Origin of the sequence: Delftia sp. 60 (assembly GCF_002754395.1) — a bacterium.
Classification (GTDB): domain Bacteria; phylum Pseudomonadota; class Gammaproteobacteria; order Burkholderiales; family Burkholderiaceae_C; genus Comamonas; species Comamonas acidovorans.
Genome location: NZ_PEFD01000001.1, coordinates 6,308,890 through 6,325,693, shown reverse-complemented (window position 1 = coordinate 6,325,693; position 16,804 = coordinate 6,308,890). Strand labels below are relative to the sequence as shown.

Here is a 16,804-nt window from a genome sequence, read left to right as displayed (position 1 = left end):
CTGGTTGTCTGTCGCATTGCCGGGATGCAGGAACGGGCAGTCATGCGACCTTGAGCTGCCCTGTCTCTCCGTGCCTGTCTTCGCGAACCATGTCGGCGGCCTTCTCGGCCATCATCACCACGGGCGCGTTGGTGTTGCCCGAGACCAGGGTGGGCATGACCGAGCAATCGACCACGCGCAGGCCGGCCATGCCGTGCACGCGCAGGCGCGCATCGACCACGGCCAGGGCGTCGCTGCCCATGCGGCAGGTGCCGCTGGGGTGGAAGATGGTGGCGCCGTGGTTGCGGCAGAACTCCAGCAGCTCCGCATCGCTGTGCGCATCGGGGCCGGGCTTGACCTCGCGCTTCACGAAGGGGCGCATGGCCGGCGTGTCGGCAATGGCGCGTGCCGCGCGCACGGCCGCCACGTTGGTGCGGCGGTCCAGGTCGGTGGCCAGGTAGTGGGGCTGGATGGAAGGCGGCTCGAAGGCATCGCGCGAGCGGATGCGCAACTGCCCGCGTGACTCGGGCCGCAACTGGCAGACCGACATGGTGAAGCCCGAGTACGGATGGACCTGGCCGCCCGCCATGTCGGCCGACAGCGTGGAGACGTGGAACTGGATGTCGGGTGTGGCCGCCACGGGCCGGCCCTGCTCGTCCCTGAGCGCACGCATGAAGCAGCCGCCCTGGTTGATGCCCACGGCCAGCGCGCCCGAGCGGAACAGCAGCCACTCCAGCCCCAGCCTGGTCCTGCCCACCCAGGAATTGAGCTGGTCATTGGTGGTGATGGGCTGGCTGCATTCGTAGCCCAGGCGGATCTGAAGATGGTCCTGCAGGTTCTCGCCCACGCCCGGCAGATCGTGCACCACGGGAATCCCCAGAGACTGCGACAGCGCGGCCGGGCCTATGCCCGACAGTTGCAGCAGCTGCGGCGACTGGATGGCGCCTGCCGACAGAATCACCTCGGCCCGCGCCTGGGCTTGGCGCTCCTGCCCGCCTTGCCGGTAGCGGATGCCGGTGGCGCGCCGGCCACGCACTACCAGCTGCGTGGCCATGGCGTCGGTTTCAATGCGCAGATTGGGGCGGCGCCGGGCCTCGCCCAGATAGGCCTTGGCCGTGCTGCAGCGCAGGCCCTTGTGGGTGGTGAGCTGGTAGTAGCCCGCGCCCTCCTGGTCGCGGCCGTTGAAGTCCTCGGTGCGGGGCACGCCGACCTGGCCTGCCCCGGCAATGAAGGCCTCGATCAGCGGATGCTGTGCGCCGATGTCCGAGACCTTGAGCGGCCCGTCCGCGCCATGGCCCGGGAAGGCGCCGCGCGCATTGCCTTCGGACTTCACAAAGTAGGGCAGCACCTCCTCATACGACCAGCCTGCATTGCCCAGCGCCGCCCAGTGGTCGTAATCCTCGCGCTGGCCGCGCACGTAGATCAGGCCGTTGATCGAACTGCTGCCGCCCAGAGTGCGGCCGCGCGGCCAGTAGATGCGCCGGCCGTTCATGTTGGGGTCCGGGTCGGTCTCGAACTTCCAGTTGTAGACGGGGCTCCACATGGTCTTGCCGTAGCCGATGGGCAGGTGGATCCAGGGCGAGCGGTCCGGCGGGCCGGCCTCCAGCAGCAGTACCCGCGTGGCCGGGTCCTCGGACAGGCGCGCGGCCAGCACGCAGCCGGCCGAGCCTGCTCCCACGATCACGTAGTCATAGCTGTCGATGGGGTCCGGCATGCAGTGGCTCCTTTTGAGTTTCTTTTGAAGGAACTATTTGTTCCTTTGGATGAAACTTATTCATTGCCGCCGTGGACTGCAACCCCGCGCAAACCCTTGCCGCCTCCTGGCGATCAGGCATGATCGAAAGCGTTTCCGGCCTTCCACACGACACCGCCCCATGCCGCCATCCCTTGCCAGCGCTGCCCCGGACCCCACCCCTGCACGGCAGGACGAAGCGAACTCGGTCTCCGATCGCTCCCTGGCCGTGCTCGATTTCGTGACCCAGGCCGAGGCCCCGCCAGGCCTCATGGACATCGCAGCCGCGCTCAACCTGCCCAAGGCCACGGCCTCGCGCCTGTGCTCCCACCTGGAGGCGCGGCAATGGCTGCTGCGCCATGAGGGTGACCGCAGCTTCTCCCCGGGCCCCAAGCTGCTGAGCCTGGCCGTGCGCGCCCTGCAAGCCGACCCGCGCCAGGCCCTGCGCCATGAGCTGCTGTCCCAGCTGGTCGCGCGGCTGGGCGAGACCTGCAACCTCACCGTGCTGAACGGCACGCGCGTGCGCTACCTGGACCGTGTCGAGACCCACTGGCCGCTGCGCATCCAACTGGAGGCCGGATCGATGGTGCCCATCCACGCCACGGCCAGCGGCAAGCTGTTCCTGGCCCATATGCCTGCGGCGCGGCGCGCCGCCATTCTGGACAGCGTGGAACTCACCGCCTGCACGGCCAACACGCTGACCACGCCCGAGGCGCTGGCACAGGAGTGCGCGCGCATCGTGCGTGAAGGCCACTCCTGCGACCGCGAGGAATTCATGCGCGGCATGATTGCCGTGGCCGTGCCCGTGCGCGATGCCAAGGGCCAGTGCCGCGCCACGCTGGCCGTGCATGCGCCCGAGGCGCGCATGCCGCTGGCGCAGGCGCTGGAGGGCCTGCCGCACCTGAAGGAAACGGCCCAGCGCATGGCCGGCCTGCTGTTCTGAGGCGCTGGGCACCCCAGAAAAAAGGCCCCCGCGCTACCCTTGCTGCGCAAGGTCCGCTGCCCCCCAAGGGGGCCGCTTTTTGCCTTGGGGCGGCCCGGCGGCAAAAAAAAGGGCCTCACTCGGAGGCCCTTATCGTCACTGGAAGCCCAGCGTATGCGGCAACCAGGTGGACAGCGCGGGGATGAAGGTCAGCAGGCACAGCACCACGAAGTGGGCCAGCAGGAACAGCGGCATCTCGCGTGTGAGATCGGTGATGGACACGCGCGTGGCCACCGAGGTCACGAACAGCAGCCCGCCCACGGGCGGCGTGATCATGCCCAGCGTCAGGTTCACGATCACTACCATGGCGAAGTGCGTGGGATCGATGCCCAGGCTGAACGCAATGGGCGCCAGGATGGGCACCAGGATCATCACGCCGGGCAGCGGCTCCATGAAGATGCCGAACACCAGCAGCAGGATGTTCACCGCGATCAGGAACAGGGTGGGCGACAGCTCCCAGCTCACGATCAGCTCGGACAGGTACTGCGGAATGCCCTCCACCGTCAGCACCCAGGCAAAGGCCGCCGAAGTCGCCATCACCAGCAGCACCGAGGCCGTCAGCATGGCCGAGCGCGCCGCAATGCCCGGCAGCGCCGACCACTGCAGCGTGCGGTACACCCACTTGCCGCAGACCAGGGCGTAGAACACGGCCACTACCGACGCCTCGGTGGGCGTGAAGATGCCGAAGCGGATGCCCACCACGATGAGCACGATCAGCATCAGCGCGGGAATCGCCTTGAAGCTGTTGATCCACATCGTGCGGCCGTCGGGGCGCGGCTCGGTGGAGCGGTAGTCGCGCTTCCTGCACACCCACCAGTTCACGGCGGCCATGGCCAGCGCGATCAGGATGCCGGGGATGAAGCCGGCCATGAACAGCCCGCCCACCGACACGTTCTCATCCTGCAGCGCGTAGATGATCATGCTCACCGACGGCGGAATGATGGGCCCCACGATGGCCGTGCTGGCCGTCAGCGCCGCCGCGTAGGAGCGTGCATAGCCGGCCTTGTCCATCATCTTGACCATCATCGAGCCGGGACCAGCCGCATCGGCCAGGGCCGAGCCCGAAATGCCCGAGAACAGCGTCAGCGACAGCACATTGGCATAGCCCAGGCCGCCGCGCAGATGGCCCACGAACTGCGCGGCAAAGCGCAGCAGCACATGCGTGAGCGCCCCGCCCGACATCAGCTCGGCCGCCAGGATGAAGAAGGGCACGGCCATCAGCGGAAAGCTGTCTATGCCCGTGAACATCTCCTTGAATACGATGAGCTGCGGATAGCGGCCCCCCACGAAGACGGCCAGTGCGGCGGAGATCGCCAGCGCGAAGGCCACCGGAAAGCCCAGCGTGAGCAGGACGATGATGGCGATGAAAAGCGTGATACCCATGATGTGTCTGCCTGGTGGATCAGATCGATGCGGCTGCGTCGGCATCCATCTCATCCGACTCCGCGAACGAGCCGTCTGCGATATACCCGCGCGCAATGAACAGCAGATGCACCAGCATCAGCACGAAGCCCACGGGCATGGCCGCGTAGACGAAGGAGATCGGAATGTCCGTGGCCGCCGTGGTCTGGAAGCGCGTGGCCCAGACGTACTGCGACGAGGCCACCGCCATCACCGCGCAGAACAGGCCCACGCCCAGCACCACGAGGCGGCGAAGCCACTGCGCCTTGCGCGTGCCCACCGAGCGGTGCAGGTTGTCGATGGCCACATGGCCGCCGAAGCGCAGCACCAGCCCTGCGCCCAGGAAGGTGACCCAGATCATCATGTGCCGGGCCACTTCCTCGGCCCAGACAATGGAGTCGCCCGTGGTGTAGCGCAGCACCACATTGGCAAACACGATGCAGGCCATGGCCAGCAGCAGCACGATCAGCAGCCAGCGGTTGCAGGCCACAAGGGCGCGTTCGATTCGGTTGAGCATAGGAGTGGGCGAGGGCAGGAGGGGAGTGGCGCAAGGGCCGGGCTGCCGCCGGATGTCAGATCATCGGCGCGGACGCCGTGCGGGGCCACAGGTGTTGCCCGCAGCGGGGCGCCCTGCATTGCGGGCCGCAGCCCGCAATGCGTCAGGGGATTACTTGGCGTTGGCGATGGTATCCAGCGTCTTCTGGCCGAACTTCTTCGCGTATTCCTTGTAGGCCGGCTCCAGCGCGGTGCGGAAGGCGGCCTGGTCCACCTTCTCCACCACCTGCATGCCGTGGCTCTTGGCCTCTTCCACGCCCTTCTTCTCCACCGTGTCCACGAACACGCGCGAAGCGATGGCACCCGACTTGGCGCCCTGCGTGAAGGCCGCCTTCTGGCTGTCGTTCAGCGTGCCCCAGAACGAGGGCGACACCAGCAGGGCCATGGGCGCGTACACATGGGCCGTCAGCGTCAGGTGCTTTTGCACCTGCCACAGCTTGGCCGAGGCCAGCACCGAGATCGGGTTCTCCTGGCCGTCGATCGTGCCCTGCTGCAGCGCACCGATCACCTCGGGCCAGGACATGGGCGTGGGCGATGCGCCCAGCGTACGGAAGGCCGTGATGTGCACGGGGTTCTCGGTCACGCGGATCTTCAGGCCCTTGAGATCGGCCACGCCGTTGACGGCGTGCTTGTTGTTGGACAGGTGGCGAAAGCCCTGCTCGCCCCAGGCCAGCGCGACCAGGCCGCGCTTGCTGAACTTGGCCAGCAGCTCCTGGCCGAAGGCGCCGTCCAGCACGGCGCGCGCATGCTGCGTGTCGCGGAACAGGAAGGGAATGTCCACCACGCCCACATCGGGCACGAAGTTGCTGATGGCGCCCGTGGAGACGATGGCCGCCTCCACCGTGCCCAGCTGCAGGCCCTCGATCAGCTCGCGCTCGCCGCCCAGGGCGGACGCGGGGAACTGCTTGAACTTGTAGGCGCCGTTCGTGCCCTTTTCCACCGCATCGGCCCAGGCCTGGGCGGCCGCGCCGTAGTGCGAATTCACGGCCAGGGCGTAGCCCACCTTGACCTCCTTGGTCTGGGCCAGTACGGCGCCAGCCGAAGCAACCGCCATGGCGGCCACGCAGGTCGAAAGAAGGGTGCGGCGGATCATTTGCATAGCGGCAGTCTCACTTGTTGTGTGTTGAAAAATGGCCCCCACGCTCCCCCTTGCAGGGCAAGGTCAGTGGCTACCCCGCAGGGAGCCGTTTTTCATCCTGGGGCGGCCCGGCGATGAAAAAAAGAGCCCATGGATTGTAGTGACCACTCCCCTTGTGGCGACCACGTACAAAGCGCTCGTCATGTGCGTTGAGGTGCATCTGATTTGGCGATGCCATAGGTGCTGAAATGACAAACGCCCGATGCGCGCAAGCGTCATCGGGCGTCGGTTTCAGGTGGAGCGGGTCAGCTCATTGCCACTCAGCGTGCCCCGATCCGCTCGAACTCGCTCTCCACCGCCGCATGCGCTTTCAGGATGCTTTGCGAAGGCGCAGGGCCCATGCGGCTGACGACCACCGTGGCCAGCCAGGCCAGGATGAAGCCGGGGATGATCTCGTACAGGCCCAGCCAGCCGAACTGCTTCCACACCAGCACGGTCACGGCGCCGGTGATGATGCCGGCCAGCGCGCCGCCGCGCGTCATGCGGCTCCAGAACAGCGACAGGATGATCACCGGGCCGAAGGCGGCGCCGAAGCCGGCCCAGGCGTAGCTGACCATGCCCAGCACCTTGGAGTCGGGGTTGCTGGCGATGGCGATGGCGATCAAGGCCACCAGCAGCACCATGGCGCGGCCGATCCAGACCAGTTCGATCTGGCTGGCGTTCTTGCGCAGGAAGGTGCGGTAGATGTCCTCGGTCAGCGCGCTGGAGCACACCAGCAGCTGGCACGACAGCGTGCTCATCACGGCCGCCAGGATGGCTGCCAGCAGTGCGCCCGAGATCCAGGGGTTGAACAGCTGCTTGGTGATCTCCATGAACACCGTCTCGGCATTGGCGTTCACGGCAGCGGCGCCACCGGGGTTGGCCGCGAAGTAGGGGATGCCGATGAAGCCCACGGCCACGGCGCCGGCCAGGCACAGGATCATCCAGGTCATGCTGATGCGGCGGGCCGAGGGAATGGTCTGCACCGACGAGGCTGCCATGAAGCGCACCAGGATGTGCGGCTGGCCGAAGTAGCCCAGGCCCCAGGCCAGCAGCGAGACCACGCCCACGAAGCTGGCGCCACGGAACAGGTCGAACTTCTCTGCCGCCACGATGGCGTGCAGGTCCTGGCCCGGCTGCAGATGGCCCTGCACGGCCAGCCAGGCGATCACGGGCGCCAGGATCAGCGCCGTGATCATCATCGAGGCCTGGATGGTGTCCGTCCAGCTCACGGCCAGGAAGCCGCCGATGAACACATAGGCGATGGTGCACAGCGCGCCCACCCACAGGGCCGTGCTGTAGGGCATGCCGAACATGTTCTCGAACAGGCGCGCGCCCGCCACCACGCCCGAGGCGCAGTACAGCGTGAAGAACACCAGAATCACCACGGCCGTCACGATGCGTAGCACGTTGGAGTGGTCCTCGAAACGGTTGGCCAGGTAGTCGGGCAGGGTCAGCGCATTGCCGGCACGCTCGGTGTACAGGCGCAGCCGCGCCGCCACCAGGCGCCAGTTCAGGTAGGCGCCCAGGATCAGGCCGATGGCGATCCAGGCTTCCGACAGGCCTGACAGGTAGATGGCGCCGGGCAGGCCCATGAGCAGCCAGCCGCTCATGTCCGAGGCGCCGGCCGACAGCGCCGTCACGAAGCTGCCCAGGCTGCGGCCGCCCAGGATGTAGTCGGAAAGATTCTTGGTGCTGAAGTAGCCGATGGCGCCGATGCCGAGCATGGCGACCAGGTAGATGGCGAACATGATCGCCGTCGGGTCGTTCCAGTTGAATTGCATTGAAGTGTCCTGCGTTGGTCGTGTTTTTCGGGTTGTGCGGGGCGCTTGCCAGGGGCCGGTTGTGCCGGCCCCGGCGGTTCAAGCCATGGTCATGAGTTGGGCGTTTCCGCCTGCGGCGGCGGTATTGGTGCTGATGGATTGCTCGTGGAACAGCGCGGCCAGGTCATAGCCGCGGCCCGCGTGCAGCTCGTCGCTGTTGCGGCTTTCCACGCGCACCAGGGCACCGTCGCGCGCGGCGACCTGGGCGCAGACCTGCAGCAGGGCGTCGCCGTCGCCCTCGAACAGCAAGGCCGCCATGGGCGCTGCCGAATCGGCCAGGGAGTCGGCGCTGGCGCTGTGCAGCCATGGCACACCGACATCGCCCGCAGCGGCGCGCAGCGCCTGCCAGGTGGCGGCGCAGCCGCTGTCGGCGCCTGTTCCGTTGTCGGGCAGCACGGCATGGCAGGCGTTGCCGCTGGCCAGGGCTGCTGCCACCTGGGCCACCAGGCCCAGCGGCGTGCGCGGCAGTGCCCAGACGGGGCCGCGCGGCAGCAGGCGGTAGCGGTTGGATTCGCCCGTGGGGCCGGGCAGCAGCATGGCGGCGTCCAGGCGCGAGGCGGCCAGGGCCTCGTCGCAGGCGGCCAGGGCCTGCACCTGCTCATCGGCGGACATGTCCTGGGGCGGGGCCTTGGACAGCGTCTCGCGCAGCAGGCCCAGCAATTGCAGCGGTGCCTGGGCGGACGACTCGGCCCGCGCAAAGACGGACAGCGCCGCGCTGGCCGGCCCCTGCGCCAGTCGGTGCAGGTACAGCGGGCCGCCGGCCTTGGGCCCCGTGCCCGACAGGCCCATGCCGCCAAAGGGCTGCACGCCCACCATGGCGCCGATCACATTGCGGTTCACATAGATGTTGCCCGCATGCACGCGCTGGGTGAGGTGGGCAATGGTCTCGTCGATGCGGCTGTGCACGCCGAAGGTCAGGCCGTAGCCGGTGGCGTTGATGCCATCGACCAGCGCGTCCAGCTGCTCGCGCTTGAAGCGGATCACATGCAGCACGGGGCCGAAGACCTCGCGCTGCAGGCGCGTGGTGCTGTCGATCTCGATGAGGGCCGGTGCCACGTAGTGGCCGTTGAGCACGCCGTCCTTGCGTTCCACGCGGGTGACCTTCTGGCCCGCCGCGGCCATCTGCTCTATGTGCTGCTCGATCTGGCGGCGCGCCGCATCGTCGATCACGGGGCCCACATCGGTGCTCAGGCGGTCGGGGTTGCCCAGATTCCACTCCTGCAGCGCGTCGCGCAGCATGGTCAGCGTGCGGTCGGCCACCTCGTCCTGCAGGCACAGCAGGCGCAGGGCAGAGCAGCGCTGGCCGGCCGAATCGAAGGCCGAGGCCAGAACATCGGCCACCACCTGCTCGGCCAGGGCCGAGGAGTCCACCACCATGGCGTTCTGGCCGCCGGTCTCGGCAATCAGAGGAATGGTGCGGCCCGCAGGCGACAGGCGGCGGGACAGCTGGCGTGCAATCAGGCGCGCCACCTCGGTGGAACCCGTGAACATCACGCCCGCCACCTGGGCATGGGCCACCAGGGCTGCGCCCACGGTCTCGCCCGTGCCCGGCACCAGCTGCAGCGCGTCGCGCGGCACGCCAGCCTCGTGCAGCAGGGCCACCATGGCGGCGGCCGTCAGCGGTGTCTGCTCGGCAGGCTTGGCCAGCACCGTGTTGCCGGCGGCCAGGGCCGCAGCCACCTGTCCGCAGAAGATGGCCAGGGGGAAATTCCAGGGACTGATGGCCAGCACCACGCCCAGCGGGCGCTGCGCGGCGTTGTCGAAATGCGCGGCCGCCTGGGCGCCGTAGTAGCGCAGGAAGTCCACGGCCTCGCGGACTTCGGCCACGGCGTTGGAAAGGGTCTTGCCTGCCTCCCGCATGATCAGGCCCATCAGCGGCTGGCTGCGTTGCTCCAGCAGGTCGGCGGCGCGGGCCAGCGCGTCGGCACGGGCGGCGGGCGGTGTGCCGGCCCAGATGGGCGCGGCCTGCGCGGCGCGCGCGGCGGCGGCTTCGGCCTCGGCCGCCGTGGCCTCGCGCACCCAGCCCACGATGTCGGACAGCTCGGCCGGGTTGCGCATGGGCTGCCAGCCTTCGGTACGCGCCGGGTCGGCCGGCAGGTCGGCATCCGCGGGGGCGGCCAGATAGGTCTGGCGCGTGCTGTGCAGCAGCGCGGCGGCCAGCGAGGCCAGTTGCTGCTCGTGCGCCAGGTTCAGGCCCTGGGAATTGGCGCGGGCCTGCCCTGGCTTGTCTCCCTGCTGCGCGAACAGATCGGCCGGCAGCGCAATGCGCGGGTGGGGGGCGCCCAGCCGGCCTTCGTTGCGCGCGATCTTCATCACCTCGTCCACCGGGTCGGCCACCAGGTCGGAGACCGGCACGGAGGCATCGCCGATGCGGTTCACGAACGAAGTATTGGCACCGTTCTCCAGCAGGCGGCGCACCAGATAGGCCAGCAGCGTCTCATGGCTGCCCACGGGCGCATAGATGCGGCAGGGGCGGGCCAGCTTGCCTTCGGAGGCCGGGCCCGTCACCTGTGCGTACAGCGGCTCGCCCATGCCGTGCAGGCACTGGAACTCGTACTGGCCGCTGTAGTAGCTGCCGCCCACGGCCTGGGCCAGGTGGTAGATGCTGGCCAGGGTCTGCGCGTTGTGCGTGGCGAACTGGGGGTAGATGGCATCGGGCGCATCCAGCAGCTTGCGCGCGCAGGCCAGGTAGCTCACATCGGTATAGACCTTGCGCGTATAGACCGGGTAGCCGGCCTGGCCGCCTTCCTGGGCGCGCTTGATCTCGCTGTCCCAGTAGGCGCCCTTGACCAGGCGCACCATCAGGCGGCGGCGGCTGCGGCGGGCCAGGTCCACCAGGTAGTCCAGCACCTGCGGGCAGCGCTTCTGGTAGGCCTGGACCACAAAGCCTATGCCGTTCCAGCCCTTGAGCGAGGGCGCGGCACACAAGGCCTCCAGCAGGTCCAGCGACAGCTCCAGCCGGTCGGCCTCTTCGGCGTCGATGTTCATGCCGATGTCGTACTGCTTGGCCAGCTCGGCCAGCTGCAGCACGCGCGGCAGCAGTTCGGCCATCACACGCTCGTACTGCGCCCGGCTGTAGCGCGGGTGCAGGGCCGACAGCTTGATGGAGATGCCAGGCCCCTCGAAGATGCCGCGCCCGTTGGAGGCCGCGCCAATCGCGTGGATGGCCTGCTCGTAGGCCTGCAGGTAGCGCTGTGCGTCGGAATCGGTGGCGGCCGCCTCGCCCAGCATGTCGTAGCTGTAGCGAAAGCCCTGTTTTTCATAGGCGCGGCTGTTGGCCAGCGCCTCGGCAATGTCCTGGCCCGTCACGAACTGCTCGCCCATCAGCTTCATGGCGCGGTGCACGCCCTGGCGGATCAGCGGCTCGCCGCCCTTGCCGATCACGCGCGTCAGCGCCGACGACAGGTTCTTCTCGCTGCTCGTGGACGTGAGCTTGCCCGTCAGCACCAGGCCCCAGGCCGCCGCGTTCACGAACAGCGAGGGCGAGCGGCCCACATGGGCACGCCAGTCGCCCTTGCTGATCTTGTCGCGGATCAGCGCATCGCGCGTGGCACGGTCGGGAATGCGCAGCAGCGCCTCGGCCAGGCACATCAGCGCCACGCCTTCCTGGCTGGACAGCGAGAACTCCTGCACCAGCGCCGCCACGCCGCTGCCGGCCGGCGCATCGCGCAGCCCCTGCACCAGCCGGGTCGCCAGCTCGCGGACCTTGTCGGCCTGCTGGGCATCCTGGGCACGTGCCAGCGGCAGCAGCACCGGCAGGCACTCGGGCTCCGGCCGGTGCCAGGCGGCCGTGATGGCAGCGCGCAACGGCGTCTGCGGGAGGATGGACTGGGCGAATTCCAGAAAAGGTTGTACCTCTTGGCCAGCGTTGGGTTGCGCCTCTTCGATCGCGACATCGCCAGGGCTGTCGCCTGCGCCTGCAAGCCGGATGGTGGTTGCGCCGCGCTCCAGCGCATCGACGTACTGAACGACGGCCTGTTTGATCAGCCAGTGCGGTGTGCGACCCATCTGCTGGGCTGCGACGCGGATGCGCTCGCGCAAGGCGTCGTCGACTTTGATGCCTACGGTGGTGGACATAATGGATTGGAAAGGGAAAGTGCTTTTTCGATGACTGGGGTGCAACCGGATTCGGCGTGATTTCACATGGGTTGCACCTTTTTTGATAGGGGGTAAACCCTTTATATTTACTCAGGCAAGCTGGGTCCCATGGAGCCCGTCCAGGCGGGCCGCTCTCACGGCTTCCCGGGTCGTCCTGCGGATGGCTCCAGCGCCTGCGCTTACTGGTAATGGATGGTGAACTCTGCGGAAGCGTTGGCGCTGCCGGGTACAACCCGGTCTTCCGTCTGCACGTAGCGTCCCTGCAGCGGAATCGAGAACGCCGTCTGCCCTTGGGGAACGTCGCCCGCCAACCATCGGCTGGTGTCGTCCGCTTCTGCGCCGAACCGCACCGGCTTGCCGTTGCTGAGGATTTGCGCGGCAATGCCTCGTGCCGTGGAGGTCCTGTTCAGCGTGAGGTTGGAGGACGTGTTGTTGCGGTCGGTCACATCGGTCAGTGTCACGTACACCTGCGTTGCGGTCCCTGTATCGCCGCCCGAGCAGTCCAGCTGAATGTTCTGTTCCTCGCTGCTGGCGCTGGTGGCTCCCACGCCACCGGACGACCTTATGAGCACGGCGCCCATGTCGAACCTTATTTCCTTCACCCTGACCTTGCAGGTAGGAACGCGGGGACGAATGACGACCGGGCCCGCGAAACGAAAATCGACCAGCAATTGTCCGGTCGCATCATTGGCACGGGATTGAGCGAATGAGCCAGATAATGTGCCCCCACTGGAGATGGGGCCCGTTTTGATTAATTCGATATCATAATAAAAGCTCGCTTCATTCCAATTGCCACTTGTCTTTGGAACTGTTGAGTAGACCAAAAAAGGGAACGGTATTGTGAAGGCGCTTAATTTTAACTTGATATTCTTGATGGTTCCAGGGGCTGCATAAAGACCATTTTCATGAGGGCCGATGCCTGTGAGGTAGTCTTCTATTCCAGGAACACATTCAAACTGTGGATTCTTGGATTCTGGGATTTTATTGGTAAGTTTCAACGGGCCGCTGTATTTGTAGATGGTGCTTCCAATGTCGTAGTCACCAGGTGCGAATTCGGGGACTGTCATGCCGGAGAGTTCGGCCGTAAAGTACGGCAAGCCGTCGCTGGTGTTCAATTTGCACAAGGCCCATGTTGAAGGGGTAGTCAAGGCCCAAGTCAATGGAATAAATGAACTTTTGAGGATGCGAAGTGCATTTTTCACGGAGTTTCCTTTCGAGCATCGGGTAAGGTCTGCCCAATGCACGCATGAACGTTGGTTCCCCAAAGGCTCAGAAGTATCAGACCGTGCTACTGATAGCTCATCGTGAATGTGGTCGCACCATTGGCCTTGCCCGGCGTCACCTGGGGAGCGGTGTTCAGATGGCGGGCCTTCAAGGGAATATCCAGTTTGCCTTGCCAGAATACGGCGCTGCCTGCAAACCACTGGTTGGTATTGCCTACGGCTCTGCGAAGTGGTGCCCACGGGCGTGGAAGACGAAAAATGCACATTTCCCAAAAGAAGATTGATAGGGGGCGGATACACGGCAGGTGAGCACCTGAGGGGTAATTCTTAATGGTGTGCTTATTTGAAAATAGACCAAGAGTTGGCCAGAATTGCTGCCGGCACGGTATTGCATATCGAACCGCTCATTTTTCAATCTGCTGCGCAGCCGAGCCGCCGGTTGCAGCCGTCAAACGGCAAGCAGGCGTGGCAGCACGAGCCAATGACTGCAAGAGTGCGTTGTGTACGGTACGGCCGCGCAGTGCTGCGTGCCGCTGGCGCGTAAAAGGGCACTATCGAAATGCTTGTCGGTTGCCGCACCATGTGGCGTTTCCTGGGCTAGCGCGAACCCTCTTTTGGGAAGAGGGTTCGCCTCAGATTCAGGTCTTGTCAGTCGCCTTCAAGGCGCTGATCTTCAGGCTGGGCTGCAGGATGGCCAGCGGACGGTCAGCCCGCAGGGTTTGCTGCGGCGGCTTGTGCTTGCCGGTGCCTGCGTCGTGCCCTGCCGCCACGGGAGTTCTGCCCGTGTTGCTGGTGACTGGCACCGTGGTGGGCAAGGCGCTGATCTTGACGCTCATGCGCAGGCCGTCCAGGTTGCGCTCCAGCTTCAGTGCCTGCTGGTTGTCGCTCGGCTGTGTGGCACGAGCGGGCAGCACTGCCGCCGCAGTGACTGCCGGGGCGCTGGCGACTACCGTGGCCGGTGCCGTTGCTGCCGTACGTTCCTGGGTCATGCCGGCCAGAGCCACGGCTGACGCAGCGTTGGAGGCCGGGGCGCCTGCCACGGCTGTCTTGGCATTGGTGGTTGCGGTTGAGGTTGCCGCGGTCTTGCCCGGCTTGGCGGATGCCACGTCGGTGGCCGCAGGCAGCAGCTTGTTGCTGGCCACGCAGGGCAGTTCCAGGCTTTGCGGCGGCTGGTAGGTGGTGCTGCGCTTTCTTTCAGGAAGGGTATAGGAGAGGTTGCAGCCCACCATGCCGGTGTCGGTCTTCCACTGCACCTGCAGCTCGCCCTGGTCTGACAGCCCGCGCGCCAGCAGCTTGCCGGCCTGGCCGATCACGCCCAATTCCTTGCCGTCCATGTCCAGCACGCTGGCGCCAAAGGGCACAGGCATGTTGCCGGCCTGCCGCGCGCGGATCACGGCCGAGCGGCCATAGGCTGTCTTGAACACCAGCAGTGGCACGGCGCCGGCCAGCGGCGCGACGTGCTGACTGGTTTCCTTGAGTTCCACGTCCGTCGACAGGCCCTTGGGATCGATGGAGACCTCGTTCATCGAGAACGGCGTCAGATACGGGACGACGGCATAGCCCCGGCTGTCCACCTTCACGCCGGGCGCGTTGTTGATGCGCGCGCCTTCCGCGTTCTTGGCCTCCACGATGGCAAAGGTGTCAGACACCGATTGCGACAGCGTCACGCCGCCCGGGTGGGCCACGATGGCGCCACGCGCGCCTACCGAGAACTGCTGGTAGCCGCTGCTGGCGCTGACGCTGCCGCTGAGTTCGGTCTGCGATGCGCGGTAGGTGGCGTTGGCGCTGGCACTGGTGCTGCTGCCATTCATGCCACCGGTGTTGTGGTTGGCGCTGAGGCCGTAGGAGATGGCGTTGTCGTCGCCCAGCAGCCCGGACAGGTTGGCCTGGGCCTGCACGCGGCCGCGCGAGTCGCGGTTGGTATTGGTGGAGAGCATCATGCCGCGCTCCATGCTGAGCGGAATCGACAGGCCCACGTGCAGGAACGTGTTGGACTGTCCCCAGGCATCGCGCTGGCGCGCCGCGGAGAGGTTGTAGGAGATGTTGCGGAACGAGTTGCTGTAGCCAATGGCGTAGTCGACGTTGGAGCCCTGGCGGTTCCAGTACTTGGCAGTGGACGCCGTGAGGCTGAGGCTGCCTCCCCCGGGGCCAAACTGCTGTCCCATGACCAGGGAGGCGCGGTTGCGAGGCCGGTACAGGTCCGTGGAGGGTCGTAGCAGATTGGCCTGATCCCGTGCGCGCATGGCGTCGTTGAGGCCGAAGAATCCGTTGGTGGAGTAGCGATAGGCGGCAATGGCCACGTGGGTGCCGGTCTGCGCAAAGGACTTGGCGTAGCTGGCACGCAAGCTCTGTCCGGAAAAGGAGCCGTCATTGGGAATGCTGGTGGAGGCGTGCGTGATGTCTGCACCAAAGGCACCCCAGGGCGTGGTGAGCGCCGCGCCAATCATGGGCGAGATATGGCCCTTGGCCACGGACACACCGCCGTAGCCGGTCAGCATGTTGGTGAAGCCGTGCTGCCAGGTCGCCTGCGAGAACAGCGGTGAGGTATTGGGCAGGTGGCGCACCACGCCCGCCGTGAGGCTGTAACGGTCCTGCCCCTCGCGCAGCGACAGCGGCACGGCCGCGTAGGGCACGGCAAAGCTGCGCACGGCGCCATTGGCCTCGGTAATGCTGACTTGCAGGTCGCCACCGTAGCCGGTGGGGTAGAGGTCGTTGATGACGAAGGCGCCGGGCGCCACCGTGGTTTCGTAAAGCTTGATGCCGTTCTGCGTGATGGTGACCCGGGCATTGGTGTTGGCCACGCCGCGCACCACGGGCGCGTAGCCGCGCTGGGAGTCGGGCAGCATGCGGTCGTCACTGTTCAAGCGTATGCCGCGAAACGAGGTGGAGTCCATCAGGTCGCCACCCGTATAGGTGTCACCCAGTATGAGCTGGGAAGACCAGTCGGCAATGTCGCGCTGTGCGTAGGTGGAGATGTTCTGGTAGTTGCCCCGTCCAGTGTCCGCCCAGCTGAAGGAGCCGTTGTGCCGGAAATGCCAGCGGTCGATGTTGACGCCGCCGTTCAGGCCCAGGTAGCTCTGCGTGGTGTTTTCTGCGTTGCTGGAGCGCCCGTGGTAGGTGTTGAACTGGTAGCCGAGCAGACCGACAGGCACGCCGGCGCTCCATTGGTCGGGGCTGACATAGCCGCGCACCGAGCGGCGCAGCGAGGCCTGGGGCACGCTCAGGTCCAGTCGCTGCTTGCCGAAGTCGAAACTGGTCAAGGCGCCCGCGATGATCTGGTCCAGCCGGTTGCAGCCACCGTCGGCCACCAGCTTCAAGGCGGTCTCGGGCGGCAGGCGCGAGAGGTCGATGCCCACCTTCTCCAGCAGTGCTTTGTCCAGGCAGGGCAGCGCGTCCTGCGAACCAGCCAGTGCCTTGAACTGCACTTCGCTGCGGCCAACCCAGTTGCCGTTGATGTAGATGTCTGGGTTGTAGCTGCCTGCCGTGACCACGTTGGCGCGCGAGTAGCGCGAAACGTCAATGGTCTGCTTGCCGGTATTCAGAAAGCTGGGGTCGAAGTCGACGGCAGCCGGCGTGGGCTGCCACTGGCCGGTGGACGTGGAGGTCGTGACTTCCTTGACCTGCTGTCCCTGCTGGGCCTCGGACTGCCAGCAGACCAGCACGGAGAGCAGCAGCGCATGGCCGGGCTTCAGTTGGAAATATCCGGCAGGGCCTTGGCCTGGCCCCGGCATTGTTCCTTTGCCTTGCCTTGTATGCCGGCTTTTGATTCCCTTTTCTGAATCTGGAAAGACTGGCCTGATCATTTGCTTATCTCCTAATGCTGTGCGCCCGATGCAAAGCGAACGGCCAAGGCCGATGTGCCAGTCCCGTTAAAGAGACCGATGCCGTTTCGCC

At 66.3% G+C, this 16,804-nt stretch carries 9 protein-coding genes; 1 reads left to right on the top strand and 8 read right to left on the bottom strand.

Translation table 11 applies throughout. The annotated features are described in order from the left end of the window. Positions 1-40 precede the first annotated feature (40 nt). Entirely contained in the window at positions 41-1,693 is a 1,653-nt protein-coding gene (locus tag CLV01_RS28360) for a GMC family oxidoreductase (RefSeq protein WP_099732661.1), read from the bottom strand. Positions 1,694-1,853: 160 nt separating this feature from the next. Here CLV01_RS28360 and CLV01_RS28355 point away from each other — a divergent pair, with 160 nt between their 5' ends. After that, complete coding sequence (locus CLV01_RS28355; protein WP_099732662.1) at positions 1,854-2,654, top strand: IclR family transcriptional regulator; 801 nt, start codon at positions 1,854-1,856, stop codon at positions 2,652-2,654. Positions 2,655-2,789: 135 nt separating this feature from the next. Here the strand turns inward: CLV01_RS28355 and CLV01_RS28350 are convergent, their stop codons facing one another. The 7 genes from CLV01_RS28350 to CLV01_RS28315 all read right to left on the bottom strand — a co-directional run bounded on the left by CLV01_RS28350 (position 2,790) and on the right by CLV01_RS28315 (position 16,641). After that, positions 2,790-4,076 carry a TRAP transporter large permease gene (locus CLV01_RS28350; RefSeq protein ID WP_047327929.1) on the bottom strand — a complete coding sequence of 429 codons (1,287 nt, stop codon included), beginning with the start codon at positions 4,074-4,076 and terminating at the stop codon, positions 2,790-2,792. A gap of 19 nt (positions 4,077-4,095) precedes the next feature. Then, entirely contained in the window at positions 4,096-4,611 is a 516-nt protein-coding gene (locus CLV01_RS28345) for a TRAP transporter small permease (RefSeq protein ID WP_013800419.1), read from the bottom strand. 150 nt (positions 4,612-4,761) lie between these two features. After that, a complete protein-coding gene (locus CLV01_RS28340; protein ID WP_071956972.1) occupies positions 4,762-5,748 on the bottom strand; it encodes a TRAP transporter substrate-binding protein in 987 nt (328 codons plus the stop codon). Between the two features lie 299 nt (positions 5,749-6,047). Then, a complete protein-coding gene (putP, locus tag CLV01_RS28335; RefSeq protein ID WP_012207739.1) occupies positions 6,048-7,550 on the bottom strand; it encodes a sodium/proline symporter PutP in 1,503 nt (500 codons plus the stop codon). A gap of 78 nt (positions 7,551-7,628) precedes the next feature. Beyond that, on the bottom strand, positions 7,629-11,669 hold the full coding sequence (gene putA / locus CLV01_RS28330) for a trifunctional transcriptional regulator/proline dehydrogenase/L-glutamate gamma-semialdehyde dehydrogenase (protein ID WP_441306982.1): 4,041 nt from the start codon (positions 11,667-11,669) through the stop codon (positions 7,629-7,631). A 197-nt stretch (positions 11,670-11,866) separates the two neighbouring features. After that, positions 11,867-12,889 carry a fimbrial protein gene (locus CLV01_RS28325; protein WP_099732664.1) on the bottom strand — a complete coding sequence of 341 codons (1,023 nt, stop codon included), beginning with the start codon at positions 12,887-12,889 and terminating at the stop codon, positions 11,867-11,869. A gap of 659 nt (positions 12,890-13,548) precedes the next feature. After that, on the bottom strand, positions 13,549-16,641 hold the full coding sequence (locus CLV01_RS28315) for a fimbria/pilus outer membrane usher protein (RefSeq protein ID WP_099732666.1): 3,093 nt from the start codon (positions 16,639-16,641) through the stop codon (positions 13,549-13,551). Positions 16,642-16,804: the final 163 nt, after the last annotated feature.

Excerpts from the sequence above, each read along its gene's own strand:
- CLV01_RS28360 (WP_099732661.1), bottom strand. The coding sequence starts at position 1,693 with ATGCCGGACCCCATCGACAGCTATGACTACGTGATCGTGGGAGCAGGC.
- CLV01_RS28355 (WP_099732662.1), top strand. The coding sequence starts at position 1,854 with ATGCCGCCATCCCTTGCCAGCGCTGCCCCGGACCCCACCCCTGCACGG.
- CLV01_RS28350 (WP_047327929.1), bottom strand. The coding sequence starts at position 4,076 with ATGGGTATCACGCTTTTCATCGCCATCATCGTCCTGCTCACGCTGGGC.
- CLV01_RS28345 (WP_013800419.1), bottom strand. The coding sequence starts at position 4,611 with ATGCTCAACCGAATCGAACGCGCCCTTGTGGCCTGCAACCGCTGGCTG.
- CLV01_RS28340 (WP_071956972.1), bottom strand. The coding sequence starts at position 5,748 with ATGCAAATGATCCGCCGCACCCTTCTTTCGACCTGCGTGGCCGCCATG.
- putP (WP_012207739.1), bottom strand. The coding sequence starts at position 7,550 with ATGCAATTCAACTGGAACGACCCGACGGCGATCATGTTCGCCATCTAC.
- CLV01_RS28315 (WP_099732666.1), bottom strand. The coding sequence starts at position 16,641 with ATGCCGGGGCCAGGCCAAGGCCCTGCCGGATATTTCCAACTGAAGCCC.